The 24,007-nt window shown below is 51.1% G+C and carries 28 protein-coding genes; 8 read left to right on the top strand and 20 right to left on the bottom strand.

Annotated features, from left to right (window positions below):
• Nucleotides 1-1,521, bottom strand: a complete 1,521-nt coding sequence (locus U738_RS20220) for a sensor domain-containing diguanylate cyclase (RefSeq protein ID WP_035584726.1) — start codon at nt 1,519-1,521, stop codon at nt 1-3.
• 115 nt (nt 1,522-1,636) lie between these two features.
• Nucleotides 1,637-2,620 carry a helix-turn-helix transcriptional regulator gene (locus U738_RS20215; protein ID WP_035584723.1) on the bottom strand — a complete coding sequence of 328 codons (984 nt, stop codon included), beginning with the start codon at nt 2,618-2,620 and terminating at the stop codon, nt 1,637-1,639.
• 148 nt (nt 2,621-2,768) lie between these two features.
• On the opposite strand from U738_RS20215, the gene U738_RS20210 reads away from it, so the two are divergent.
• From U738_RS20210 to U738_RS20180, 7 genes are all read left to right on the top strand, one after another.
• The gene (locus U738_RS20210; protein WP_035584720.1) at nt 2,769-3,404 is read left to right on the top strand and encodes a glutathione S-transferase family protein; all 636 of its coding nucleotides are present in this window, start codon (nt 2,769-2,771) and stop codon (nt 3,402-3,404) included.
• A 200-nt stretch (nt 3,405-3,604) separates the two neighbouring features.
• Nucleotides 3,605-4,090 carry a GNAT family N-acetyltransferase gene (locus tag U738_RS20205; protein WP_035584716.1) on the top strand — a complete coding sequence of 162 codons (486 nt, stop codon included), beginning with the start codon at nt 3,605-3,607 and terminating at the stop codon, nt 4,088-4,090.
• 9 nt (nt 4,091-4,099) lie between these two features.
• A complete protein-coding gene (locus tag U738_RS20200) occupies nt 4,100-5,011 on the top strand; it encodes a LysR family transcriptional regulator (protein WP_035584713.1) in 912 nt (303 codons plus the stop codon).
• A 182-nt stretch (nt 5,012-5,193) separates the two neighbouring features.
• Complete coding sequence (locus U738_RS20195) at nt 5,194-6,603, top strand: amidase (protein WP_035584710.1); 1,410 nt, start codon at nt 5,194-5,196, stop codon at nt 6,601-6,603.
• A gap of 107 nt (nt 6,604-6,710) precedes the next feature.
• Nucleotides 6,711-6,938, top strand: coding sequence for a hypothetical protein (locus U738_RS20190; RefSeq protein ID WP_035584707.1), 228 nt, complete (start codon nt 6,711-6,713; stop codon nt 6,936-6,938).
• Nucleotides 6,931-8,412, top strand: coding sequence for a sodium:solute symporter family protein (locus tag U738_RS20185; RefSeq protein ID WP_035584704.1), 1,482 nt, complete (start codon nt 6,931-6,933; stop codon nt 8,410-8,412). The genes U738_RS20190 and U738_RS20185 overlap by 8 nt, the downstream gene beginning before the upstream one ends.
• A 115-nt stretch (nt 8,413-8,527) precedes the next feature.
• Complete coding sequence (locus U738_RS20180) at nt 8,528-9,850, top strand: DUF2252 domain-containing protein (RefSeq protein WP_035584702.1); 1,323 nt, start codon at nt 8,528-8,530, stop codon at nt 9,848-9,850.
• Nucleotides 9,851-9,871: 21 nt separating this feature from the next.
• Here U738_RS20180 and U738_RS20175 read toward each other — a convergent pair whose 3' ends face one another.
• The 3 genes from U738_RS20175 to U738_RS20165 form a co-directional block, all read right to left on the bottom strand.
• Nucleotides 9,872-11,671: a GGDEF domain-containing protein gene (locus U738_RS20175; RefSeq protein ID WP_035584699.1), complete on the bottom strand. Its 1,800-nt coding sequence runs from the start codon at nt 11,669-11,671 to the stop codon at nt 9,872-9,874.
• A 250-nt stretch (nt 11,672-11,921) separates the two neighbouring features.
• Nucleotides 11,922-12,968, bottom strand: a complete 1,047-nt coding sequence (locus U738_RS20170) for an SPFH domain-containing protein (protein WP_035584696.1) — start codon at nt 12,966-12,968, stop codon at nt 11,922-11,924.
• 2 nt (nt 12,969-12,970) lie between these two features.
• Nucleotides 12,971-13,465, bottom strand: a complete 495-nt coding sequence (locus tag U738_RS20165; RefSeq protein ID WP_035584693.1) for an NfeD family protein — start codon at nt 13,463-13,465, stop codon at nt 12,971-12,973.
• A 208-nt stretch (nt 13,466-13,673) separates the two neighbouring features.
• On the opposite strand from U738_RS20165, the gene copM reads away from it, so the two are divergent.
• A complete protein-coding gene (gene copM / locus U738_RS23665; protein WP_231896820.1) occupies nt 13,674-14,021 on the top strand; it encodes a CopM family metallochaperone in 348 nt (115 codons plus the stop codon).
• Between the two features lie 165 nt (nt 14,022-14,186).
• On the opposite strand, the gene U738_RS20155 is transcribed toward copM, so the two are convergent.
• From U738_RS20155 to U738_RS23655, 15 genes are all read right to left on the bottom strand, one after another.
• Nucleotides 14,187-15,152, bottom strand: coding sequence for a tetratricopeptide repeat protein (locus U738_RS20155; protein ID WP_035585697.1), 966 nt, complete (start codon nt 15,150-15,152; stop codon nt 14,187-14,189).
• Between the two features lie 681 nt (nt 15,153-15,833).
• The gene (locus U738_RS20145; RefSeq protein ID WP_035584684.1) at nt 15,834-16,532 is read right to left on the bottom strand and encodes a hypothetical protein; all 699 of its coding nucleotides are present in this window, start codon (nt 16,530-16,532) and stop codon (nt 15,834-15,836) included.
• A 113-nt stretch (nt 16,533-16,645) separates the two neighbouring features.
• A complete protein-coding gene (locus U738_RS23525; RefSeq protein WP_157693160.1) occupies nt 16,646-16,807 on the bottom strand; it encodes a hypothetical protein in 162 nt (53 codons plus the stop codon).
• A 116-nt stretch (nt 16,808-16,923) separates the two neighbouring features.
• A complete protein-coding gene (locus U738_RS22765; protein WP_051912829.1) occupies nt 16,924-17,214 on the bottom strand; it encodes a hypothetical protein in 291 nt (96 codons plus the stop codon).
• Nucleotides 17,215-17,235: 21 nt separating this feature from the next.
• A complete protein-coding gene (locus U738_RS20140) occupies nt 17,236-17,865 on the bottom strand; it encodes a tetratricopeptide repeat protein (RefSeq protein WP_161786299.1) in 630 nt (209 codons plus the stop codon).
• Between the two features lie 62 nt (nt 17,866-17,927).
• A complete protein-coding gene (locus U738_RS20135) occupies nt 17,928-18,923 on the bottom strand; it encodes a tetratricopeptide repeat protein (RefSeq protein ID WP_035584681.1) in 996 nt (331 codons plus the stop codon).
• A 161-nt stretch (nt 18,924-19,084) separates the two neighbouring features.
• On the bottom strand, nt 19,085-20,074 hold the full coding sequence (locus U738_RS22760; RefSeq protein ID WP_050713257.1) for a hypothetical protein: 990 nt from the start codon (nt 20,072-20,074) through the stop codon (nt 19,085-19,087).
• Nucleotides 20,067-20,609: a hypothetical protein gene (locus tag U738_RS23660; protein WP_050713258.1), complete on the bottom strand. Its 543-nt coding sequence runs from the start codon at nt 20,607-20,609 to the stop codon at nt 20,067-20,069. The genes U738_RS22760 and U738_RS23660 overlap by 8 nt, the downstream gene beginning before the upstream one ends.
• 117 nt (nt 20,610-20,726) lie before the next feature.
• Complete coding sequence (locus tag U738_RS20120) at nt 20,727-21,179, bottom strand: hypothetical protein (protein WP_152561166.1); 453 nt, start codon at nt 21,177-21,179, stop codon at nt 20,727-20,729.
• Nucleotides 21,121-21,720, bottom strand: a complete 600-nt coding sequence (locus U738_RS23285) for a hypothetical protein (protein ID WP_152561165.1) — start codon at nt 21,718-21,720, stop codon at nt 21,121-21,123. Before U738_RS23285 ends, U738_RS20120 begins: the two co-directional genes overlap by 59 nt.
• Nucleotides 21,713-22,090, bottom strand: coding sequence for a hypothetical protein (locus tag U738_RS20115; RefSeq protein WP_035584675.1), 378 nt, complete (start codon nt 22,088-22,090; stop codon nt 21,713-21,715). Before U738_RS20115 ends, U738_RS23285 begins: the two co-directional genes overlap by 8 nt.
• Nucleotides 22,048-22,242, bottom strand: coding sequence for a hypothetical protein (locus U738_RS23280; RefSeq protein WP_152561164.1), 195 nt, complete (start codon nt 22,240-22,242; stop codon nt 22,048-22,050). Before U738_RS23280 ends, U738_RS20115 begins: the two co-directional genes overlap by 43 nt.
• Nucleotides 22,243-22,359: 117 nt before the next feature.
• On the bottom strand, nt 22,360-22,980 hold the full coding sequence (locus U738_RS22755) for a hypothetical protein (RefSeq protein ID WP_051912827.1): 621 nt from the start codon (nt 22,978-22,980) through the stop codon (nt 22,360-22,362).
• On the bottom strand, nt 22,977-23,351 hold the full coding sequence (locus U738_RS20105) for a hypothetical protein (RefSeq protein ID WP_035584671.1): 375 nt from the start codon (nt 23,349-23,351) through the stop codon (nt 22,977-22,979). Before U738_RS20105 ends, U738_RS22755 begins: the two co-directional genes overlap by 4 nt.
• Nucleotides 23,344-23,886, bottom strand: coding sequence for a hypothetical protein (locus U738_RS23655; protein WP_035584667.1), 543 nt, complete (start codon nt 23,884-23,886; stop codon nt 23,344-23,346). Before U738_RS23655 ends, U738_RS20105 begins: the two co-directional genes overlap by 8 nt.
• Nucleotides 23,887-24,007: the final 121 nt, after the last annotated feature.

Genomic DNA, 24,007 nt, shown 5'->3' with positions numbered 1-24,007 from the left:
CTATAGGAAGGGCCTGCTTGCTGTGCCCAGTCCATCTGCCCATTGCTTACGGCGTTGGCTTTTATTTGCGTACATGCGCTCGTCTGCCAACGCAAACACCTGTTGGGCGGGAACTTCACTGGAGCTGGCGCAGCCTATGCTCACATGAAGCATGAGTTCTTCATGTTCACCGCTGGCGGTGTCGATAGTGCAGCGCTGTTCAGGCAAGTTTTCTTGGATCAAGTTGGCCATACGCCTAGCTGCCGTTAGGTCGGCAGAGGGGAACAGAATGACGAATTCATCGCCACCGTAGCGAGCCAGTATGTCGCTGTCTCTGCAGTGAAATTGCAGGTACTGGGCAACGCAGGCAATTAGTTGGTCGCCTGCCACGTGCCCATAATGGTCGTTTACGTCCTTGAGCCTATCGACATCCAACATCAGCACCGCAAAATCCAGGTTTGGCGTCTGCACCTTGCCCTGAATACTCATCTGCAGCGCTGATTCCAAAAAACCTCGGTTATAAAGCCCGGTGAGTCCGTCACGCTCAGCCGTTTTCTTCAGTTCCAAATGCAGCAATTTATTCTCGGTAGCCGCCGCCAGCTGGTCGGCAAACAGAGACAGTATTTGCTCCAAACCGTCGTCTCGACTGGGAGCTTTCACAATCAGCCAGCCTTCATACATGCTTAGTCGGCCCGCCATCGACGCGACATAGAGATTCTCGCCTTCCTCTGTTTGTGGCAGTGTGGCCAGATCTCCTTCTTGTCCATAAACGTTTGCCAATAAATATCTTAGGCGTTTTTCATCCTCTGAGCTTAGCCCTGCCACCGCCGCGAAGCGTGTCACTTCTGAACGCTGCCGTTCTTGTAGAAAAACCGCAAATCCGTAGTCGGGGAAGTGGGTCTGTAGGTGGTTTAAGGAGTCAACCAGCAGCGTGTGGATATTGGTCGCGCGATTTGCGACGGCTCCTAGATCAAGCAAGGCGTGAAAGACTCGGTTCTGAAATCTAGTTTCGCCTATGCTGCGGCCAATCTGGCGATTCTGACTGTAGGTGACGCGGCCAATGGTTAGAAAATAGACCACTGCACCGGCCCATTGATAGATGTCTAAACGGTTGCTTACATAGGGACGAAAAGTGAACCCCGTTAGGGCGCTTCCAATTAAAGCTGCAAGAATGAAAAGTCCGGCTGCAATAAGCATTTTCCGCACTCCACCGACCACTAAATTATTCATCAAACAGGCAAGCCCAATGGTGATGGTCGCTAAAACGTAAAAATCCAGTACGCTGCACCAAAAACCAAATAGCAGGCTGTCAAAGAGGAGGTTTCTGAACTCGGCACGCTTGGAGTTCTGGGCATGTGCTGCAAGCGCATAGGCGACGCCGGGCCATAGCAGCAGCAACATCCCAGGTAGAATAAGCGTCCAGCCGCTGCCTTCTGCGACGGCGATCCATACGGTTAGCCCGAAGGTATGGCAAAAGGCAAAAATGCGTGGGGCAATTATTGCCAATGCAAGACGGTGTGGGCGTCTCAAAGAAGGTTGCATTCGTGAGTCTTTATTTAACGTTATTTGACCAACAGACTAGCACCTAAGCGGCTAAGAAGCCCTATCCCGGCGTCAGACGAATAGTTCGTTTCATTCTCATAAGTTGCAGACAGTGTCAGGGCGTATCGATTGGATATGATGAAGCTGTCTCGCAGCTGGCCAGTAAATGGTTGGCGTGCTCGCGAAGTGCCGCTTTGAGGCCATCTGGCTTGAGAACGGTAAATCGAAACGGGAGCTGTGCCAGCCAATAGGCAAACCACTCGAAGCTGTCGGTTCGGGTGGTGAGCAGTAATCCACCGTCAACCTCCTCGAACGGTTCTGTACAGAAAAATTGGTTCTCAACGTCAGCGGACACGGCATGATCGATGTGTAGCACCAGTGATACTTCATGAGTTGGGCCCCAGGACATAAGGCTTTCGCTCAAAAAATCGGCTGCATTGAAGCGAGCGGGGCGTATGAAGGTATCATCGAGTAGGTGCACACCGCTGATACGATCCAGCCTAAATGAGCGCATGGCGCCCCTCAGGTGGCAAAAACCAACGGCATACCACCGGCCCTGTTGGAAAACCAGTCCGTAGGGGTCGATCCGACGATCAATCTGATCGTGCTGCGGAGAGTGGTAAATCAGCCCGACGGTTCGCATGGCTTCAGTAGCTTTCGTAAGAGTCTCAAGTGTACGGTCATCACGGCTGGGTTCACGCCGGGGTAAGATCACCTGAGTGGTCTCACTGATACCGCGCACCCGTCTTTGTAAATTCGCAGGCATCACTCGCTCGAGCTTTGCTTGCACGCTGGCAATGGCAGGCGCTGCGTTCGTCAGACCCAGCTGGCTGGCGGCCACTAAGCCTAGAGAAACGGCGAACGTCTCTTCGTCGGTAAACATCATCGGTGGCAGCTTGAAGCCAGCCACCAGTCGATAGCCACCGTAGCGCCCCTGTTCGGTCACTATCGGCACACCTATATCTTCCAGTGCCGTAATGTAACGCCGTATAGTGCGTCGATCCACGTCCAGGCGTTCGGCCAACTCTGCGCCGCCCATCTGGCCATTAGCCTGAAGCAACTCAAGCACCGCAAGTACGCGTGTTGTGGGGCCTGCCATTAGCGCCTCCCTCCTGAAGCCATCGTTAAAGTCCTGCAGAAAAATGCATTGTGGCTTTTATTTAGGACGGATTATCACCTATTAACACACTAATCTGACTTGGCAGTACCTAATGTCATCGAAAAATAGACTGAAAAAGGAGCCTAATATGTCAGAGCTAACGTTTTACACTCACCCTATGTCTCGCGGGCGCGTGGTGCGCTGGATGCTGGAAGAGGTAGGCATAGCCTACTCGGTAAAAGCGATGGAGTATGGCTCAGAGATGAAAGCCGAGGACTACTTGGCCATCAACCCCATGGGGAAGGTGCCTGCCATCAAACATGGCAACACTGTGGTGACGGAAGTAGCGGCTATCTGCGCGTACCTGGCAGATCAGTTTCCAGATAAAAAGCTGTCACCGCCCCCACAATCTCCCGAACGTGGCGTTTACTATCGCTGGCTGTTTTTTATGGCGGGCCCGTTCGAAATGGCCACCAGCGCCATGACTTATGATTGGAAAATCGACAGCAGTAACGCACAGGCTGTCGGCTGTGGCCAAGTGGAAGACAGTATCAATACCCTTGAAAAAGCACTCAGTGAAAATGCTTATATCTGCGGCGATCAGTTTACTGCCGTAGATATCTTGGTTAGCAGTTATCTCTGGTGGGAAACGATGCAGAAGAACATCCCGCCCAACGAGGTGTTCAAGCAGTACATTGAGCGCATGGAAAGCAGGCCAGCAGCCAAGCGGGCCAATGAGTTGGATGATGAACTGGCTAAGCACTTAAAGCCTGTGACCGCCTGATGAATTGACCGTGCTGCTGCCCAGCCCTTAAGCGAACAGGGCTTGCAAGGTGAGATTAGCCCTATCTGGTTGCAGTTTTTTTGACAGCGCATGGCGGTGAGATCTCTGGCTAGCGGCGTGTGCAGGAGGTATCGGCGCTAGCCAGCCTACCCATATATCGCTACTGTATTTGCTTGTGCTAAATAAGACAGGCGCCACTTATGCAATGCGATATCATTCTCCAGCGGCTAAGAGCCGACGATCCTAACGCTGAAATAGTCGCGGGCTGGACATTTGAATCCTGGGGGCATTTGCACCCGGGGCTAACGCTGGAAAAGGCTATTGAATGGTTAAAGGCCGAATGTGGCCAGGGCGGTGTGCCTTCAATCTTTGTGGCGATGCAAGGCGAAACCCCTGTGGGAACCGCCAGCCTCATTGCTGATGATATGAGTATCCGCCGCGAATTTACCCCCTGGCTGGCCTCCGTATTCGTCGTGCCTGAATGGCGGGGGCAGGGTATTGCCTCTGCGTTGGTACGCCGGGTAGAAGCCGAAGCAGCTGCGCATGGCTTTGAGCGTTTCTATCTCTATACCCCTGATCAACAGGCGCTTTATCGACGGCTGGGTTGGCAGGATAAGGAGGATGTTGAGTATCGGAAAGAGCACGTTACGGTGATGGCGCGGCAGCTAGATAAGCCACAAAACTGAGAGGCGTTTATGATCAGTGGCCGTGCATTGCGCTACTTCGATACCGTGGCTCGCTGCCGTTCTTTACGTCAGGCTGCGGCGCAGCTGCATATCGCCCCCACGGCGATTAGCCGACAGATCGATTTATTGGAACATCAGCTTGGCGCACCGCTAATCGAACGCGGCCCCAATGGCATTAGCCTCACCGCCGCGGGGGAACTGTTAGCCGCCCAAGCTCAGCGTACCCTCCGTGATCTTGAGCGGGTGCAGGAGCATATTGCCGACCTTAAAGGTTTACGCACTGGCCGGGTCAGTTTGCAGGTGGCGGAAGGTGTTGTGGCTGGCCTGTTAGCCCCAGCGTTAGCCAAGATGGGGCAGCGCTATCCTCATTTGAGTTTTGATATCGGCATCGCCAGCGCTAGCCAAATGGTGGAGGCACTGCGCCGAGGCGATGCAGATATTGGTCTGTCATTCTTTATGCCCCGCCATGATGACATTGTGCCCTTTGCGAGTGCCGAGTTGCATCACCATGCAGTGATGGCCCCAGGCCATCCTTTGGCCGCGGCTTCTGAGGTGAGTCTTCACACCTTGGCAGAGCACCGGCTGATCCTACCTGATGAATCCTATGGCGCTCGCCAAGCGCTGGAGCGCGCCGCTCATCAGGCCGGGATAGTGCTGGCTCCCACCTTCAAAACTGCTTCACTGGAAACCCAAAAAGCACTCGCCCTTAACGGCGCAGGCGTGCTGGTATTGCCGCCGATGGCGGTAGCTCGGGAGTGTCAGTTAGGCGAACTCGTCAGCATTCCCTTATCTCCTTTAGAGCTCGAAGCAGCGCGGATTGATCTCTGTGTTTATCGCCATCGCCAGCGCAGCTTTGCCACCGAGGCATGCCTTTCGCTGCTGGCGAGTGCACTGCAAACCCGGCAAGACCCGCCATCCTGAAAGGGCTTGAGCCTGAGAGATATTGAACCTGAAAGATCTCGAAAGAGTAGAGTGCACACAAAAAGTGGACACGCTGCGGTCAATATTGAAATAGCAGAGGGCGCTGTGTGGGTTCATGCTGAGCTTATTGATAACGACTGCCTGATAACAGCCGTCTGACAACAACAGCAAAAGGTGATGTGATGCCTGAACTATACCAACTAACCGCCACGCAGTTGCTAGCGGGCTACCGAACCCATACGTTCTCGCCAAGTGAGGTAGCAGGCGCCCTGGTTGAGCATATCAACAGCTGGGAGCCGCACATTAACGCGCTGTATGCCTATCAGCCCGATGCCTTCATTAAAGCTGCAGAAGCGTCTACCCAACGCTGGGCAAAAGGCGAGCCAAGCGGTGGTTTGGATGGTGTTCCGGTCACCCTTAAAGAGTTGATTGCCACTAAAGGGATGCCGGTGCCGGTGGGCACGGGGCTGGGTGAGCAGGCTGCTGCCACTGAGGATGCACCCCCGGCTGCGCGCCTAGCGGAAGACAATGCCCTGCTGTTGGCAAAAACCACCTGCCCTGATTTTGGCATGCTCTCATCCGGGCTTTCTTCTTTTCATGGCCTAACCCGCAATCCGTGGGATTTGACCTGCAATACCGGTGGTTCAAGCGCGGGAGCGGGCGCGGCGGCCGTCGCTGGGCTTGGGCCGCTGCATGTGGGTACCGATATTGGTGGCTCGGTACGCCTGCCAGCGGCGTGGTGTGGGGTCGTCGGTTTTAAGCCTACGCTGGGCCGGGTACCCATAGATCCGTATTATGTGGGCCGCTGTGCCGGGCCCATGACCCGCAGCGTCGGGGATGCCGCGCTTATGATGACGGCGCTTGCCCGCACGGATCGGCGCGACGCGATGCGCCTGCCGCCCGAAGAGATCGACTGGATGAACCTAGCGCTAGACATAAAAGGCCTGCGGATTGGCGTGATGATGGAGGCGGGCTGTGGGCTGGCGTTGGATGATGAGATTCGCCAACATGTCGAGCAGGCTGCCAAGCAGTTAGAAGCCGCCGGGGCAACGCTAGTGCCCTTGGCACCCGTGCTGACCCGTGAAATGCTGGATGGGCTGGATCACTTCTGGCAGGCCCGCCAGTGGAGCGAGTTGTTAAAGCTCTCGCCAGAAGAGCGTGAGCAGGTATTGCCCGCCATTTTAGCCTGGGCCGACGGCGGCGCACGCTTAAGTGGCGTAGACGCGGTGCAAGGTTTCCAGCAAACCATGATGATGCGACGCGCTACCGAAAGCGTATTTGATGAGGTCGATGCGGTGATTTCACCCACCACACCCAATATCGCCTTTCCGGCCGAGTGGCCATCGCCGACTAATGATCCGCGTCAGCCTTTTGAGCACATTGCCTATACCGTGCCGTGGAATATGGGCGAGCAGCCCGCTATTTCCCTTAACGCTGGGTTCAGTAGCGGCAATATGCCTATGGGGGTGCAGTTGGTTGGCCCGCGTTTTGCGGATCATTTTGTACTCCAGCTGGCGCGACAGCTTGAAGAGCGCTTGGCGCTACCCATGCGCTGGCCAACGCTGCCAACGGATAAAGTGGGGGCACAATAATGCCGTTTTTAAAAACCGTTTAGAACAACCATCGTAAAAAACGGTTATTAAAAAACTGTTGTTAAAAACCGTCTTTAGAACCGTCTTTAAAACTTAGGGGAATACTCATGGGACGATTATTGGTGCTGCCTACCTCTCGGGCGGGCTGGGGGCTGTTAATCGCGTTCGTGGCGCTGGTGCTGGCGGGTACGTGGCCGGTGATTGGGTTAGTGAACCGGGCCACCTTGGTGATGGGCCTGCCGTTGATAGTGGTGTGGAGCTACCTGGTGATTTTTGCCTGCGTGGTGGTGATGCTGATCGGCAACCGCATTGTGGAGCGAGACGACCATGAGTAGCCCCTGGCCACTGTTGATTACCTTGACCTATGTTGCCATTGCGATGGTGATTGGCCTACGCGCCAGGGCAGGGCGCTCCATGAATAGCCTAGAAGAGTGGGGCGTGGCAGGACGCAGCATGGGGCCGGTGACGCTCTACCTGTTGATTGCCGCGGGCAGTGTGAGTGCTTACACCTTTATGGGTGCGCCCGGCTGGGCTTACTCCAAAGGCGTCGCAGTATTTTATGTAGCGATCTACCTTGCTTACCTGGCGTTGGTAGCGTGGTACTTTGGCCCCAAGGTGTGGCAGTTTGGTGAACAGTTTGGTCACGTGACTCAGGCAAGCGCCATTTCCGACCGCTACCAGAGCCCCGCGCTGGGCGCACTGGCGGCACTCGTAATGGCGATCGGCTCTATTGCCTACGCGGTGCTGCAAACCATTGGCTCGGCTTATATTCTGTTTGTGATGAGCGGCGGTTTGATTCCGATTTGGCTAGGTGTCGTGCTGGTACTGGCCTGCATTGCCGTTTACCTCTATGCCAGTGGTCAACGCGCGATTGGTCGCACCAATGCCTTTCAAGGCGTGTTGATGCTGATTGTGGCTTGGGCCGTTGGCCTCTGGGCCGTTCATAGCGCCACCGGCGGGTTGAGCTTTGCGGGCGTGTTTGAGCGTATCCAAGCCGAGCATAGCGAGTTTCTCACTCTGCCCGGCGCGGGCGGCGATATGAGCTTTAGCTTCTGGACGACCTCGATCATCGTTTCGATGTTTTCGTTTATGCCACCGGTATGGACCCAGTGGATGAGCGCCTCTTCGGCGCGCACTATTCGTCGCAGCGCTACTTGGTTGCCCACTTATTATATCGTCATTCTGCCGATGGTTGTTGTTGGTTTTATCGGCATTTTCTCCCTTCCGGAGCTGGCCCGGGCCGATACCGTGGTACTCGAATACGCCATGCAACACTTACCGGTGGCGCTGGTTGGACTGCTCGGCGCAGGCACTCTGGCAGCCTCAATGTCTTCTAGCGAGCCGTTTATTCACTCGGTATCGCTGTCGCTGAGCAAAGATGTGCTTCAGCCGGTGTTAAAACTCTCTGATGGTGTGACCGGCAAACTAGCCCGGCTGCTGATTCTGCCTATTATGTTCTTAGTGGTAGCGCCGTTGGCGATTGCCGAGCCCGGCAGTTTGGTAATGATTCTGTTGGTGGGGCTGGGGTTTGCTTCCCAGGTACTGCCTGCCTTTATCGGTATGTTCTTTTGGCCCCGCGCTTCTCGCTTAGGCGTGATGGCCGGTATCGTGGCGGGCTTTCTGATTACCGTGGCGTTTACTACCCTTTGGCCGCACCCGCTGGGGATACATGCGGGGTTCTGGGGGCTGATGCTCAACCTACCGGTGTTTGTGGCGGTCTCATTGATGACACCGGCTACCCACGAGGAGGTGATCGAGCGATTTTTTCGTATTGCCGCCCCTCGTGGATTTACTCGCTTGAGTCAATAAGTGTAGGGCAGCCACTGACTTAATCTATTCATGGTTATCGACTACCTTTATAACAAAGTGTTTTTTTGCATCAATTTTTTTGCATTAACTTTTGTGCATTAACTAAGGTAATTCGATGAGTCATGCATTGACTGGACATAACCGCCCTCAGCGGGTAATTGAGGCAACCCATCAGGCGAATAAGACCTTGCCAGCGGCCACCCGCCAAGCCAAGTACGCCAAAATGGCTGCGTCGCCCTACCGCTTTTACCGCGGTAGCAACCATCTGTACTGGAATGATGTATGGCACGATTGGCGCTTTGCCCTGTTTGGCGGCTGGCCGGAAACTCAAACTTGGCTGCAAGGCGATGCTCATGTCTACAACTTCGGCGCCTATGGTCATCATGATGATCAAGTCCGCTATGGCATGGATGATTTCGACGATGCGTTGATTGGCGACTACCAATACGATCTGTGGCGACTGGCCATAAGTGCCGTGCTTGATGGTCGTGAAAACGCGGAGTTAGATCCAAAAGCGATCGATAAAGCGCTTAAAAAGTTAATAGAGGGCTATTGCCAAACGCTGGCTGACCACGTCGACGGCAAGCCGGTGGAAGCGGTTACGCTTGATAGCGCCAAAGGTCCACTAAAGCCCTTTATGAGTAAAGTGGCCGATAAACAGAGTCGTGCTCGCATGCTCGAAAAGTGGACGACACTTGATGAGCAGCAAGGCCGCCATTTCGCTGAGCGGCCTGGCAAGCTCGCTAACCTGCCGGCGGATGTGGCCAGCCAACTCCGCCGCTTAATTGAGCAGGAGTATCAGCAAACGCTGCAACACGCTATTAAAGAGAGCGATCCCCACCATTTCCGCGTCAAAGATACGGCACGACGCTTGGATGCAGGTACCGGTTCGTTAGGTGTGGAGCGCTATTACGTCTTGATTGAAGGTGGTGTTGAACACGAGCACGATGACATCATCCTGGATGTCAAAGAGCAGGTTCCCCCTGAAGCGTTTCGACTAATGGATAAAAACCAGCAGCAGGCGTGGCGTAAGTTGTTTCCCAACGAAGCCATCCGTCATGCAGCTGCCTTCCACGCCATTGCCGAGCACCCAGACGCCTATCTTGGTTGGCTAACCATGAACGGAAAGGTGTTTTCGGTGCGTGAGCGCTCGCCGTTCAAGAAAGACTTTCCGACCCATAAGCTCTCGGGAGCTAAGTCATATAGAAAACTGGCAAAGCAGTGGGGAGAAATTCTCGCCCGTGAACACCTGCGCGGTGCTAAGGCGCTTAACCAAGGTGACTCAACACGCTTTGCAAAGGCCGTTTGCCAACGATTAAAAGGTCGTGAAGACCTGTTTGTTGAGGTAGTGTCAACACTGGCGGTGGCCTACGCTGACTGCACAGAGCAGGATTACGCTGTGTTTATCGATCACTTTCTGGCGACGGGTTCTGCATAATCAAACCAATACCATGAGTGATTATTGAGGCTGCTGTTTACCGAGCATAAACCCCTGCTCTTCAAGTGTCTCTTCCCATACCACACAGCGGTTACGGCCGCTGTGCTTGGCTTGATAAAGCGCTTCATCAGCAAGGCGCAGTAATTTCTTAGGGTCTTGAGAGTGATCAGGATACGTTGCAACACCGCAAGAGAGCGTGATTTTACGTAGTGGGGTGCCTTGATGGACAAATGCCTGATGAGCAATGGATGTTAACAGCGCTTTGGCGCGTGATTCAGCAGCAACTCGAGAGGTCGCGGGCAGCAGGGCAATAAATTCTTCACCCCCAAAGCGACAGATCACGTCCATATCCCGTAGGTGGTGGCGCAGTAACAGAGCGATTTCGACCAGTACAGCGTCTCCTGCATCGTGACCAAAATCGTCGTTAATCTGTTTGAAATGATCCACATCCAGCATTAGCACGGAAAGTTGACTGGCATGCTGCTTAACTCGCTGACACTGGTGTTCAAATGCCATGTCGAAATGGCGTCGGTTATGCAGGCCTGTTAACGGGTCTTTGCGTGAGAGTCCTTCCAGTTCTTGAACTAGCCGGTCAAGGTCGGCGGTTCGCGCAGCCACTTGCTGCTCAAGGGTCTCATTGGCCATCGCAAGCTGTTGCTGTGTATGCCGGTAGTGCCACAGAAAAATAGCCGCGTTAGCCAAAGAAAAAGCCAGTGTGCCATAGCTCAAAGGCACACTACGCCAGCCTACAAAACCGTGGGCGACCGCCATGTCGGCCAACAGCAGCGGGGCAAAAAAGGTAAAACTCACTACTAAAAGCCGTTGTTCAAGGCTGAGCCTTTTAAAACGCATGAGCGCAAGCGCCAACATCACGGGAAGCGTAAAGGCTAGCATGACATCAAAGACCGGGAAGGTTAGTGAAAGGCTCAAGACCCCCAATTGAACCAAACCAATTGCAAGAATCAAGTACGCTAAGTGAATAACCCACAAGTGAGTTATCCAACGCCTAGCGGTGCCTTCCAGCCAGTGGCTGAGTAGCAAGCCTAATGCCACTGGCAAGGTGTAATAGCTGCCTGCGCGCAGCGTGTCCCAGGCGAGTGGCCCATCGGCAATGAATTGACGAGCAGGCGTCTCAGCCAGCAGCATTAACCCCGAAGCGTAGGCAAACAAGGCAATTGACCCAAAGCCGCGTCGTTCGGGGCCTATTAGCGCGAAAATAGTGGCCAGGATAGCGAGTACCAATACCAACGCACTGACACCGAGATCCTGGGTGGAGTCGTGGATAACTTGTTTTAGAACCTCAATGCGCTCCATTATCTGAACTTGGCCCCATAAGCCAATACTGGTGTAGTAAGAGTAGAAGCGGAAGGTGAGCGTCTGACCGGCGGCATTCTCGGGTAGATCGATCATGTGCCAGGGCCAACCCGCAAAATCGCCTTTGCCTTGATCGTCAAATTCACCATATTGATAAATGAGCTCGTCGCCTAGATAAACTTGCCCAATCAAATTAATACTGGTGATAAAAAGGACAGGATCGCTCCAATCACCGGCGGGCACTGTAGTGCGTAGCCAGAGGTGTTCGTGCCCGTTGCGACCGGGTGGATTAGAAGGGGTATCGATCGCTTGCCACTCGGTTGAGTCGCTTTGCAGCCATTGGGGGTGGTTATCAGCATCGAAAGGAGAGTCACCCCAGCGATACTCCCAGCTTTGCAGTGGTTGAGAAGAGGTGTCGGCTTGAAGGCCAACAGAAAACACCAACAGCATGACAAAGGCCATCGTTAGCAGAATGCCATGGCGTAAGACTAACCCACAGGGCAGCATGGTGAGAGTCCTCATCTACGGGTAGCGTTCAATCTACTCATCAATGCAGTCACTTGGCTGATTACCTCGCGTGGATGCTGTGGAAGATCTATAGGCTTGAACCACTAACAGTTTACCTAAAAACTTAGCTTAGGCGATGACATCTACTTCAACGTTGAGCCGCCCGGTTATTTGCCATTAGGGAAAAATAAAACCGAGCCACTCAGTGGCCCGGCCTATCACTTTTTCAGCGTACGCATTGCTAACGCGATTAGTGACCGCTGGCAGCACCGCCTACGATCCCGCTGCGAAAGTCGCTGTCGCTGCGGTTTTTAAGGTGGTTAGCCACGGTATCCTCAGGTGAGCCCGCCATTTCACGGAACATACCCATCGATCCCAGCAGAGCAGAGGACTCGTAAGGTACGAAAACGCGCTCGCCATTTTTTGCCATATTGGGTAACACCTTGATATAACTCTGGCCAAGCAGGTAGCCCACAACTGTGCGTTTATTCTCTTCGCTGTCGCCAATGGCACTAAGCACCAGCTTAATCGACTCTTGCTCGCCCTGAGCGCGCAGAATCGCCGACTCTTTATCACCTTGGGCATTTAGAATTGAAGATTCACGCTGCCCCTGGGCCATGGCAATCGCTGCTGATTTTTCACCTTCTGCTTCTGTAACGGTCGCACGGCGCTTACGCTCGGCAGCCATTTGTAGGCGCATAGCGGTTTCCACCTCTTCCGGCATAGCAATATCCTGCACCTCGACCCGCGAGATTTTGACCCCCCATTTGGAGGCTGGCTCTTCCATCGCCGCCTGGATCTCGTTATTCACTTCAGCCCGGGACTCAAACAGCTTATCCAGCTCCATCTTACCGACCACCGAACGCAGTGTGGTTTTGGCCAGTACTTCTACGGCTTGGCTCATATTTTCTACTTCATAAACGGCCCGCTTAGGGTCGATGATTTGGTAGTAGAGCGCACCGTTGATACGCACGGTGACGTTATCCGTGGTAACGACCGGCTGGCCTGGGAAATCCATTACCGTTTCGCGGCGGTCAATACGGGTTTCGTCTGTGGTGATGGCGGTATAGTCTTCCCCCATTTTGCGATAACGCAGCATGGTGATCGCGCGGGGCTGCTCGATAAACGGAATAATGATGTTAATACCGCTTTCTAGCACGCGGTGGAACGAGCCAAGACGCTCAACCACCATTACTTCAGATTGGCGGATAATGATCAGGCCTTTAGAGATGATCACTACCGCGATCACAACAATAATAAGGCTTATTATTAAGCCTGGGCTAATCGGTAAATCCATTTTTAGGGCTCCTTGCGTTGGGAATTGTCGTCTTGAGAGTCGACATCTGCGGGCTGATGTAGCGTGACCAGTGCAGTGGTGCCCTCAAAACGTCTGAATACGACCGAGGTGCCGCTGGGTAAAGCGGTTTCACCGTTATCAAGTACACGTAAACGGTAGAAATCGCCGTTCACTTTAATGCCCGTGGCATCATCAAAATCGCGGCGAAGGGTAATGTAGTGATTGCCTTTCTCCACGCCTGTGCCCGTTGTGCCATAAGCCACTCCACGCGGAGAGAAGCGCGGACGAATCACCATGATGGATATCGGCAACAATATTCCGGTAAAAATCGCCATGCTGAGCAGTTGCCAGGGAAGCGTTAAACCAAGTGCAGTAACGGCCGCCGTTAGCGCCGCGGCAATACCCAGTGCGAGCAGCACCATCGCACCAGAACTTAGCTCTGCCAAACTCAGCAATAAAGCGAGTACTAGCCAGCTATAAGCCGGGTTCCAGTCCATATGCTCTCCAATGCATGTATGGGTGATGCTTTACAGGGTAACCCACTTGGCACGTCTTGACCTGTGCGCTGCCTGTAGGTTTTAAACTTTAGTTACCACTATTGCTGATAAGGGTACTGTTATGCCGATTTATGCCAACAGCCCGTTGTCCACTTTCTGACCACTCGCTGCATTGAAAATGGCTGCAAGCCCATGTTTAGTAGCTGGAGTGCTGATCGCGCCGTCTGTCTATGCCCAAGAGCACGGTCACCATGGCAGCCACGGCGAGTACAGTACCACTACTGACACCCACGTCGACAACCCTGCCGTAGCCGCCTACCAAGCCGCCAGTGATCGAATGCATGAAGACATGGCAATGGCGTTCACAGGCAACCCCGATGTCGATTTCGCGCAAGGCATGATCCCCCACCACGAGGGCGCCATCGCCATGGCTGAAATTGTGCTGGAGCACGGCGAAGACGACGAGATTCGCCAGCTAGCAGAAGAGATCATTGCTGCTCAAGAGAGTGAAATTGCGTTCTTAAAAGAGTGGCTTGAGGAAAACGGGCAGCAGTAACAGGCACTTTAAACATCGCGGCAGATCGTTAATTCAGCCATGTTACTATCAGATGTCTTTGGCGGCCTGGGCTGCTTCATCCAGCGCCCAGGCCGAAGGCAATAACAGCGTAGCGAGTGTCAGTCCTACCAGTGTGGTCAGTAGATTTGGTCGTTTTTAATACCGTTAGGGCCCAAAGAACTTCATTGGAAAATAGGAGAGAGGTGGTTCGCGATTGAGCCACTCTTCCATCATGCGTTCACCTTCTTCGCGCTGTTCCGGGGTTATCTCATCACTGTCGCCGAAATAGCTTAGTGCGTTCTCGATATGTATGTTCGGCGCTTCTTCATTAACGGCAAGAAGAATGGCCCAGCCTTTAGCGGGATTTCTCTCCGTCTGGCACATGCCGTTTTTCTCTTCATCAGGCTCTATATAGCAATAAGCAAGCCATTGTCTAGCATTGATATGCCCAGCCTCAGAAGCCCTCACCATCCACTGCCAAGCCTCGTCATCATGCCCCTGGTCATGTAGAAAACGCGCCAAGCTACTCATGGCACGTGGATAACCCGCTTCCGCTGCTCTACGATATAACTGCTCTGCTGCGTTCAGGCGCTCAGTATCGTCTGGATAGCCTGCACGGCCATCGCGGACTCGCCCTGCCAGCTTGAATTGTGCTTCCACGTTTCCTGCTTCAGCCGCTTTTTCCAGCCAATACTGAGGCTCAGCATCGTACCCTCGGGTGGCATAAAGCGGGTAGAGCGCAAACATTGCATTTGTGTTGCCTGCTTCTGCTAGAGGCAGGGCATCTGCGATTGCTGCTTCGACCCAGTCATCACCATCGTCTGGGCATAATTGTTGCTTTTCACATGCATCATGTAAGAGCAGCATGGAGTAGAGTTCGCCCTGCTGCGCGGCACGGTAGTACCACTCCTGCGAGTGGCTCGCTTTACCAAGATAAAACATTGCGTCTATGTCGCCCGCTTCTGCCGCTATTTCTAAATAAGGAATGCTCTCTTCGCGCTGAAGGGCATTGTAGAGCCTCATACCTTCATCTTTAGCAGCTTGCGCTTCTTCGTCCAATGCCCAGGCGGAAGATAACGTTAGCGTAGTTAACGTTAATCCTACCAGCTTAGCTAGCGTAGTTAGTCGCATAGTTAACACCATCATGCCTTCGCCCTTCTTCACGTTGTTCAGACTCGATTAATAGAGCGCTTGCTATTTAATTTAATCTTGTGGGTGAATCCAGTATGAAATAATCCGGTCTTCTTCATAATCATAACTTAATTTCATTTCATAGATTCTGTGGAATCTGTCTAATGACCAAAACCATACCTTGTTTGAATACTCACATGTCAACTTTTGTCTAGATTGGTAAGATTCTTTACACTCCTTTATATGCATTTTTTTCCAGTTAATGCGAAGGTTTTTGGCCATCCAGTTAAGCTGTATTATTTCATCTTCGATCCACTCTCTTGGGTCAGTGGTAGTTCGGCTAGTTTTCGAATAAGATGGCCATGCACCATCAAAATCCATTTGGTAAGAGTGATCGTTTTCATCGAATTTGTTTTGTTCCAAATAAGCCTGACGATATATCTCCCTATTGTGAGATGAAAGCAAGTACAATGTCGCTTGCTCATGATCCTGATCCTTAATGGCTTCTATGAAACTGACCATGGTGGGGGGCGGGGGAGGGCCTTTGGGTTGCATGTATAAAAATATTGATACCAAAAACACCGCTAATATGGGAAAAAAATGGTCTTGACTTTCATGTTTTTAAAAAGCTCGCTGGTTGAGCGTCAACCGGAAGTTGTTAGCGCAAGATGCTTTACGGTGTTATGATGAATAAAGTTCTATTCTAAATCGACGTAATTCAGTCTCTACAAGCCTTTTTCTTGCTTCCTCATTATCACAGCTTACTGTACTGCATATATTCTCATTTAAATTATACTGAGAAATTTTGTCATGAGCTTCTAATGAGATGCTTTTGGCGGCTTCGATATCGTCTTCTTGATAATATGCTTTAGCAATTTCAAGCTGGACGATTGCTTTGCTGAGAGAGTTAAGGAGGTCAGGAAGGATTGCCTTTGCTTCTTCAATATTCCCTTGTCTAGCCAGAGAAACCCCATGACTTTCCAAACGATGATTTCGAATTTCTGGTGTAGAAATAGCACTAATTATAATAAGTTTTATTTGGTTTTCAGAGAGCTCTTCAGATGCTCTATCCTCTAGGGAAAGCGCCTCTGAAAGTATATCTTCGGCAGATTGGCCAGACGAAAAAGTAGGATTTTCGAGAATCTCTTTCCCTTTCTTCGTAGCCGCATACCGCGTACGAATTCTTTCAAGCTTGTACCTCGCTTGGCTATAAACAGCAAGTTTATCGCTGATAGAAGCGTCATTTTCCAGCGCGTCTATTTCCGATATATCCTCCATTAAAGACCTATAAAGACGGTTTGCTTCACGCTCCTCCTTTGAGCATCCTGACAAAAGTAAAACAAGAAATAACATGGTGATAAACTTTATCGAAGATTTCATTTATTTCACATCCTTGATGCTGTCTATGGTTATAGGGTTTTAAGTAACAATGGACATCTCAACATGTCCTTGCTCAGGTTCAGTTTGTGTATACTTGCATGCTTTCAAGACTTCTATTGCTGCTGTGGATTCTGAGGGGAGTTATAAACCCGCCTCTGCAATTCATCGAAGCGACACTTCAGAAGAACACAAATACCCACTTCATCACCGTTTTCTGCTGCGATCTCAAGCGGAGGTTGCATTTTTTCCCACTGGTGGATACCCCACAGTTGCATGCCTTCCTCTTTGGCGACTTGTGCCTCTTAATCCAGCGCCCAAGCCGCAGGCAATAACAGCGTCGCGAGTGTTAGTCTTGACAATGTGGTCAGTAGGTTTGATCTTTTTGGTAACATTACGGGCCAAACTTCTCGGGGAACTGTGATAGCGAAGGCTCTTTTGTTAACCACTCATCTTTAATAGCTTCGGCTTCGGCTAATTGATTGTCGCCAAGTTGCGATTTAAAGTTATCTAGAAGTCCTTTCACCATTTCAATATTAGCTTTTTGCCTTAAAGCAGACAAAATCCCTACACCTTTGACAATGTCTTTATTATTCTGACATAGCGCATCCCTTTCAGGCTCTAGATAGCACCAGCCAACTCCTAAACGTGCATCAACATGTCCTTTATTGGATGCTAGCTGCATCCATCTCCATGCCTGCTCAGGTTATCCTAACTCCATAAAATTAAGAGAAAGGTTGTGAATGGCGGGCACGTAACCAAGCTCAGCTCCTTGGTTAAACCAATACTCCGCAGCTTCCAGGCGCTCAGTATCGCTGGTGTAACCCTCTTCGTCGTTGCGGGCTATCTCTCCGAGCAAGTTCATGGATTCCACATGGCCCGCCTCGGCGGCGCGCCGTAGCCATTTCATCGCTTCGTCTTCATCGGGGTCTTCAACGTAGTAATAAATATCGTACAGCGCGGCCATGGCGTCGGGGTCGCCTGCTTCGGCTTTGGGCAGAGTAAGCTCCAACGCCGCCTGGGGCCAGTCGTCACCGTTTTCCGGGCACACATCCCCCAGTTCGCAAGCACTACCGTCAAACAGGCGCAGCATGGCGTAAGGGTCTCCGTGTTGGGCGGCTTGGTGATACCAATCCAGGGCGGCTTGGTTCATGCCTCCCATCACCAAGCGGCGGTTCGCCTCGCCCAGGTAATACATCGCCTCGACATCACCCGCTTCAGCCGCTTGTTCTAAATAAGGAATCGCTGAATCGGCTTTCCGAATACCGTAGAGTCGCATGCCTTCCTCTTTGGCGGCTTGTGCCTCATCGTCCAGCGCCCAGACTGAAGGTAGCATGAGCGCTGTAAGCGTTAGACTTACTAGCATAGCCAGAATGGTTGATCGTTTTAGTAACAAAATCAGTAACCAAACTTTTTGGGAAAATAGGATAGCGGCGGCTCACGGTTTAGCCACTCTTCCATCATACGCTCGCCTTCTTCGCGTTGTTCCGGAGTGATGCTGTCCCGATAGACTCGTAACGCTCGCTCTGAAGACGTGCCGGGCACTTCTTCGTTCCTAGCCAGCATAATGGCCCAACCTTTAGCAGGATCCTTTTGTGTTTGACACATTTCACGCCCTTTGGCTTCAGGCTCGATATAACAGGATGCTTGCCATTGCCTGCCATTAATATGTCCTGCTTCTGAAGCCTTGCTCATCCACTCCCAAGCTTCTTCGTGATGACCTAGATGACTCAAAACTACCGCAAGATCATTCATAGAGGGGGCATAACCTCCCTCTGCTGCTTTTCGAAACCACACCTCAGCGGCTTCCAAACGCTCGGTATCGTTGGCGTAACCTTCATCGTCGTTGCGGGCTCTCTCACCCAGCAAATGCATGGACTCCACATGGCCCGCCTCAGCGGCACGCCGTAGCCACTTCATTGCCTCATCTTCATCGGGCTCTTTAACGTAGTAATAAATATCGTAAAGCGCGGCCATGGCTTCGGGGTCGCCTGCTTCGGCCTTGGGCAGGGTGAGTTCCAACGCTGCCTGGGGCCAGTCGTCACCGTTTTCCGGGCAGACGTCCCCCAGCTCGCAGGCGCCACCATCAAACAAGCGCAGCATTGCGTGGGGGTCACCGTGTTGTGCGGCTTGGTAATACCAGTCCAACGCGGCTTGTGAAAGCCCGCGGCTGAGGAGTCTATTCGCTTCGCCCAAATAATACATTGCTTCCATATCACCAGCCTCAGCCGCAATTTCAAGCGGAGGCTGCATCTTTTCCCATTGGTGAATACCCCACAGCCGCATACCTTCATCTTTTGCGGCTTGTGCCTCTTCGTCCAGCGCCAAGGCAAAAGGCGACAACAGCGCCGCGAGTGTCAGTCCTGCCAGTGTGACCAGTAATTTTGATCGCATAATCTCATTCCTTATTTAGCGGCTTTCTGCAGTAGCACGCACGTCTGCAGCAAGCCCTGCGACATAGCTGCGGTAGTTTGTCCTCGCAATTGTTGCATTGGGATTATCTGTGCCTGAAATGAGAGTGTTGTTTGATACAATGACAGTACTGCGCCTACCGGCTAACGCAAACGAATATTCTTTTGATACTTTTCTTCCTGGATTTTCTCTACTTCGGCTTCGCTCATATCCCGCCAATAGCGAGGATTGCGGCCTTTGCGCTTGTCGGCGGCTGCGGTGGTGGGGTCTTTAAAGCGATGTATTTCCAAGGCAGGTACATCCGGTAGCGGCTGGGAAACATCCATATAACGCTGGATAAACTGCCATGCTGCCACCAGCTCGCCCGGCATATTGGTAGGCGGAAACTGGGCATCCAGCTTCTGGCGAAGCCCTGTTTCAGGGTGGTAAAGCATCAGCGAATAGGTAGGGCTACCTTGGGTATCCGGCGAGCTTTCAAGGTAGGCGTCGAATTCATAGATGGGTGCTACTAAGCGCTCTTTCCAAGCTCGTTTTGGGTTATAGATCGTGAAAAATCCATTCTGACGGTTTAGTTGCCAGAGTGGGCCTTTCCTTGCCCCCAAGACAGTAGGATGTTTTTTTGTTAATAGCTCGCCCCCTTTCCATAGTAACAAGAGAATCAGCGCTATTGGTAAAGTGAGCTCAGCCATACCTATTATGGCTAGGAAAGAATCTTTTATTCTTCCATTAAAAATAGCCATAATGGAAATTAAAACAAAAGAAACGGCTAGGACAAAAATACTTAAAAACATCCCACCTTTACCAATTGCCATCATTGTAAAAATAATATTAGCAATGGTTTTGAAATTCGGGGGCATAATAGACTGTTGGTCGTAACGAACTTTCATATTATTAAAAACATCATCATTTATCCCTCCCGTTTCCGCTCTTCGTGCCTCCCATGTCAAAGAAATAGAAATATTATTATAACCATATTCTTCTTTAGTGCCGTTGTCTTGAGTACGTCTTTGCCATCCTAAGCAAGATCCATTTTTACGCTGACGACCAGGATTAGCCTCCTCCCACGCTACTCGTTTAGCCGGTTTGTAGGCCGTATCAGCGTAGTAATCTTTCGGGTTAGGTTGTTCAGACATTCAATGTTTCCTTTACCCAGTAATCACTATTAGACGATGTGCTTTCAAAGACTACTGCCATATTACTGGGCGTTTCCTTTAACGGCTCCGGCGCGGGATAGAACCGATCGTTGGATAGAAAAGGGACTTGCGGTATTTCTCGAAACTGCACTTGTACATCCCAACGGTAACCGATGCCTGTCTTAGGCCCCCATGCACGTTTACCCACTGGCGTATAAACAAAGTAGCGAATGGAATTTGCAGAAAGCTGAGTCAATAGTGGTGTAATCTGTGTTTCAGATTCTTTGACCCAACCGCTATAGGCCGGTGTATTGTGAGTTTTTCCTTCTAAGCGCTTAATGATTGCGACATCTTGTAGCTCAACCCCCATGCCGGGTAGGCCGCTTTTAATTTCAATCACCGTATTGATAGGTGTCTGCTGAAGATGCTCTTGCCGCATTTGGCCCATTAAAAATGACGCAGGCGTGGGGTGATTATGGGTATCGCCCAGTTGGTTCATTAATGCATCGCGCTCATGTGGCTTTCGGCAATTCATACAATCACTCACTGGAACTAATTTAACAGATTAAGCCACGCTACCGTCGAGGCAGGAGCGTAATAGCGGCTGCTTTGAGAGTGTTGTTTGATAGAATGACTGGACTGCGCCTACCAGCTAACGCAAACGAATATTCTTTTGGTACTTCTCTTCCTGTATTTTCTCTACCTCAGCTTCGCTCATATCTCTCCAGTAGCGCGGGTTACGGCCTTTGCGCTGGTCAGCGGCTACCGTGGTAGGGTCTTTGTGGCGGTGTATTTCCAGAGCAGGCACATCCGGTAGCGGCTGGGAAACATCCATATAACGCTGGATAAACTGCCATGCTGCCACCAGCTCGCCGGGCATATTGGTAGGCGGGAACTGCGCATCCAGTTTCTGGCGAAGCCCTGTTTCAGGGTGGTAAAGCATCAGCGAATAAGTAGGGCTGCCCTGGGTATCCGGCGAGCTTTCAAGGTAGGCGTCAAATTCATAGATGGGTGCTACTAAACGCTCTTCCCAAGCTCGTTTTGGGTTATAAATCGTGAAAAAACCATTCGGGCGGCTGAGCTCCCAAAGAGGAGACTGGTGCATTGCAAAAAAAAACATCTGATCTTGTCTTGCTTAAATAAACACCTGCTTTCCAAATAATAAGCATAATTATAGATGATGGAAAAACCCAAATTGCTATGTAGTAGAACCCTATTAAAGGTTTGCTAATCTCAGAGTTTAAGGCCGCTACTGCAAGCATAGTTAAAAATGAAAGCACTAATACAAAAGCACAAATATAAACGCCACCCTTAGAAATTGCTGTGGAGAAATAAATAAATTTTGCTATTTTTTTGAAATTAGGCGGCATTATTGAACTATGATCATACTGGACTTTCATTGTCCTAAAAATATCTTGACCTGCCGCGCCGAGTTCTGAACGTTTAGTCTCCCAGTTTTTAGAAATGGCAATGTTATTATAGCCGTACTCATGCTTAGTGCCGTTATCCTGAGTACGACGATACCATGTTAAACGTGAGCCGCTGATACGTTGGCGATCTGGATTGGCTTCCTCCCATGCTACCCTTTTAGCCGGTTTGTAGGCCGTACCAGCGTAGTAGTCTTTTGGGTCAATTTGATCAGACATTCAATTTTTCCTTTACCCAGTAGTCACTATTAGACGATGTGCTGTCAAAGACTTCTGTTATGTTACTGGGCGCTTCCTTTAACGGCTCCGGCACGGGATAAAACCTATCATTGGATAGAAAAGGGACTTGCGGTATTTCTCGAAACTGCACTTGCGCTGCCCAACGGCATCCGATGCCCGTCTGAGGCCCCAATGCACGTTTACCCGCAGGTGTATAAAAAAAGTAGCGAATGGTATGCACAGAAAGCTGAGTCAGCAGTGGCATAATCTGTGTTTCAGATTCTTTTGCCCAACCGCTAAATGCCGGTGTATTGTAGGTTTTTCCTTCTAGGCGCTTAATGATTGCGACATCTTGTAGCTCAACCCCCATGCCGGAACTTCAATGACCGTATTAATAGGTATCTGCTGAATATGCTCTTGCCACATTTGGCCCATTAGAAATGAGGTAGGCGCGGGGCGGTTATGGGTATCGCCCAGATGGGACGTTAATGCTTCGCGCTCATGTGGCTTTCGGCAATTCATACAATCACTCACTGGAACTAATTTAACAGATTAAGCCACGCTACCGCCGAGGCAGGCGCGTAGTAGCGACTGCCTTGAGAGTGTTGTTTGATACAATGACTGGACTGCGCCTACCAGCTAACGCAAACGAATATTCTTTTGGTACTTCTCTTCCTGTATTTTCGCTACCTCTTCCTCGCTCATATCTCGCCAATAACGCGGATTGCGGCCTTTGCGTTTGTCAGCGGCTGCCGTGGTAGGGTCTTTATGGCGGTGTATTTCCAAGGCAGGTACATCCGGTAGCGGCTGGGAAACATCCATATAGCGCTGGATAAACTGCCATGCTGCCACCAGCTCGCCGGGCATATTGGTAGGTGGGAACTGGGCATCCAGTTTCTGGCGAAGTCCTGTTTCAGGGTGGTAAAGCATCAGCGAATAAGTAGGGCTGCCTTGGGTATCCGGCGAGCTTTCAAGGTAGGCGTCAAATTCATAGATGGGTGCTACTAAGCGCTCTTCCCAAGCTCGTTTTGGGTTATAAATCGTGAAAAAACCATCCTGCCGATTGAGCTGCCATACTGAGGCTTTTCGCATTCCATAAAAAAATTCAGGAGACAATTTCTCAAGCAACCTCCCACCTTTCCATAGGAAAACTAAACTTAAAAAAACAGGTGAAACAAAAATGAATACAGCTCTTATATCTTTTATAAGCTCTTCTAATTCACCCATCAAGATTGATTTAACTGAGAGGCCTAAACTCATAATAAAAAAACCCACAAGCTAAGAAAAGCCCCTCCCTTGCCTATACCCATGGTGGTAAACAATATTCCCGAAATTTTCTTATAACTAGGCGGAAGGATAGCCTGATGGTCATAATGGACTCCAATTTCCTTAAACGCCTCGCTGCCCTCTAAGTTACCCTCAGCTTTTCTAGACTCCCACCTTTCAGAAATTTCAATATTATTATATCCATACTCGTCTTTAGTACCATTATCCGGAGTACGGCGATACCACGTTAAACGCGAACCTCTAATACGTTGTCGATCTGGATTAGCCTCCTCCCAAGCTACCCGTTTAGCTGGTTTGTAGGCAGTATCAGTGTAGTAATCTTTTGGGTTAGTCTGATCAGACATTCAATGTTTCCTTTGCCCAGTAATCACTATTAGACGATGTGCTATCAAAGACTTCTGCTATATCGCTAGGCGCGGCTTTGAGCGGTTCTGGCGCGGGATAGAACCGATCATTGGATAGAAAAGGGACTTGCGGTATTTCTCGAAACTGCACTTGCACATCCCAACGGTAACCGATGCCTGTCTGAGGCCCCCATGCACGTTTACCCGCAGGCGTATAAACAAAGTAGCGAATAGAACTTGCAGATAGCTGGGTCAGTAGTGGCGTAATCTGCGTTTCAGATTCTTTCGTCCAACCGCTATAGGCCGGTGTATTGTGAGTTTTTCCTTCTAGGCGCTTAATGATTGCGACATCTTGTAGCTCAACCCCCATGCCGGGTAGGCCGCTTTTAACTTCAATCACCGTATTGATAGGTGTCTGCTGAAGATGCTCTTGCCACATTTGGCCCATGAGAAATGGCGTAGGCGTGGGGCGGTTATGGGTATCGTCCAGCTGGGTTATTAGTGCATCGCGCTCCTGTGGCTTTCGGCAATTCATACAATCACTCACTGGAACTAATTTAGTACTTTAAGCCACGCTACCGCCGAGGCAGACGCGTAGTAGCGGCTGCCTTGAGGGGGGGGGTTGATACAATGAATGACTGGACTGCGCCTGCCGG

The organism is Halomonas sp. TG39a (assembly GCF_000744395.1).
Lineage (GTDB): Bacteria > Pseudomonadota > Gammaproteobacteria > Pseudomonadales > Halomonadaceae > Vreelandella > Vreelandella ventosae_B.
This window is presented reverse-complemented; position numbering and strand designations above follow the sequence as displayed.

Bases quoted from the DNA above. Each gene is read 5' to 3' on its own strand.
- U738_RS20165 (WP_035584693.1), bottom strand. From the start codon at position 13,465: ATGGACTGGAACCCGGCTTATAGCTGGCTAGTACTCGCTTTATTGCTG.
- U738_RS20170 (WP_035584696.1), bottom strand. From the start codon at position 12,968: ATGGATTTACCGATTAGCCCAGGCTTAATAATAAGCCTTATTATTGTT.
- U738_RS20120 (WP_152561166.1), bottom strand. From the start codon at position 21,179: ATGCACCAGTCTCCTCTTTGGGAGCTCAGCCGCCCGAATGGTTTTTTC.
- U738_RS20215 (WP_035584723.1), bottom strand. From the start codon at position 2,620: ATGGCAGGCCCCACAACACGCGTACTTGCGGTGCTTGAGTTGCTTCAG.
- U738_RS20115 (WP_035584675.1), bottom strand. From the start codon at position 22,090: ATGGGGGTTGAGCTACAAGATGTCGCAATCATTAAGCGCCTAGAAGGA.
- U738_RS20205 (WP_035584716.1), top strand. From the start codon at position 3,605: ATGCAATGCGATATCATTCTCCAGCGGCTAAGAGCCGACGATCCTAAC.
- U738_RS23655 (WP_035584667.1), bottom strand. From the start codon at position 23,886: ATGAATTGCCGAAAGCCACAGGAGCGCGATGCACTAATAACCCAGCTG.
- U738_RS20220 (WP_035584726.1), bottom strand. From the start codon at position 1,521: ATGCAACCTTCTTTGAGACGCCCACACCGTCTTGCATTGGCAATAATT.
- U738_RS20175 (WP_035584699.1), bottom strand. From the start codon at position 11,671: ATGCTGCCCTGTGGGTTAGTCTTACGCCATGGCATTCTGCTAACGATG.
- U738_RS22760 (WP_050713257.1), bottom strand. From the start codon at position 20,074: ATGTCTGAACAACCTAACCCGAAAGATTACTACGCTGATACGGCCTAC.
- U738_RS23660 (WP_050713258.1), bottom strand. From the start codon at position 20,609: ATGAATTGCCGAAAGCCACATGAGCGCGATGCATTAATGAACCAACTG.
- U738_RS20155 (WP_035585697.1), bottom strand. From the start codon at position 15,152: ATGCGACTAACTACGCTAGCTAAGCTGGTAGGATTAACGTTAACTACG.
- U738_RS23280 (WP_152561164.1), bottom strand. From the start codon at position 22,242: ATGAATTGCCGAAAGCCACATGAGCGCGAAGCATTAACGTCCCATCTG.
- U738_RS22755 (WP_051912827.1), bottom strand. From the start codon at position 22,980: ATGAGTTTAGGCCTCTCAGTTAAATCAATCTTGATGGGTGAATTAGAA.
- U738_RS23285 (WP_152561165.1), bottom strand. From the start codon at position 21,720: ATGTCTGATCAAATTGACCCAAAAGACTACTACGCTGGTACGGCCTAC.
- U738_RS20190 (WP_035584707.1), top strand. From the start codon at position 6,711: ATGGGACGATTATTGGTGCTGCCTACCTCTCGGGCGGGCTGGGGGCTG.
- U738_RS22765 (WP_051912829.1), bottom strand. From the start codon at position 17,214: ATGCAGCTAGCATCCAATAAAGGACATGTTGATGCACGTTTAGGAGTT.
- U738_RS20145 (WP_035584684.1), bottom strand. From the start codon at position 16,532: ATGAAATCTTCGATAAAGTTTATCACCATGTTATTTCTTGTTTTACTT.
- U738_RS20210 (WP_035584720.1), top strand. From the start codon at position 2,769: ATGTCAGAGCTAACGTTTTACACTCACCCTATGTCTCGCGGGCGCGTG.
- U738_RS20200 (WP_035584713.1), top strand. From the start codon at position 4,100: ATGATCAGTGGCCGTGCATTGCGCTACTTCGATACCGTGGCTCGCTGC.
- U738_RS20180 (WP_035584702.1), top strand. From the start codon at position 8,528: ATGAGTCATGCATTGACTGGACATAACCGCCCTCAGCGGGTAATTGAG.
- U738_RS20140 (WP_161786299.1), bottom strand. From the start codon at position 17,865: ATGCTACCTTCAGTCTGGGCGCTGGACGATGAGGCACAAGCCGCCAAA.
- U738_RS23525 (WP_157693160.1), bottom strand. From the start codon at position 16,807: ATGCAACTGTGGGGTATCCACCAGTGGGAAAAAATGCAACCTCCGCTT.
- U738_RS20135 (WP_035584681.1), bottom strand. From the start codon at position 18,923: ATGCGATCAAAATTACTGGTCACACTGGCAGGACTGACACTCGCGGCG.
- U738_RS20185 (WP_035584704.1), top strand. From the start codon at position 6,931: ATGAGTAGCCCCTGGCCACTGTTGATTACCTTGACCTATGTTGCCATT.
- U738_RS20195 (WP_035584710.1), top strand. From the start codon at position 5,194: ATGCCTGAACTATACCAACTAACCGCCACGCAGTTGCTAGCGGGCTAC.
- U738_RS20105 (WP_035584671.1), bottom strand. From the start codon at position 23,351: ATGTCTGATCAGACTAACCCAAAAGATTACTACACTGATACTGCCTAC.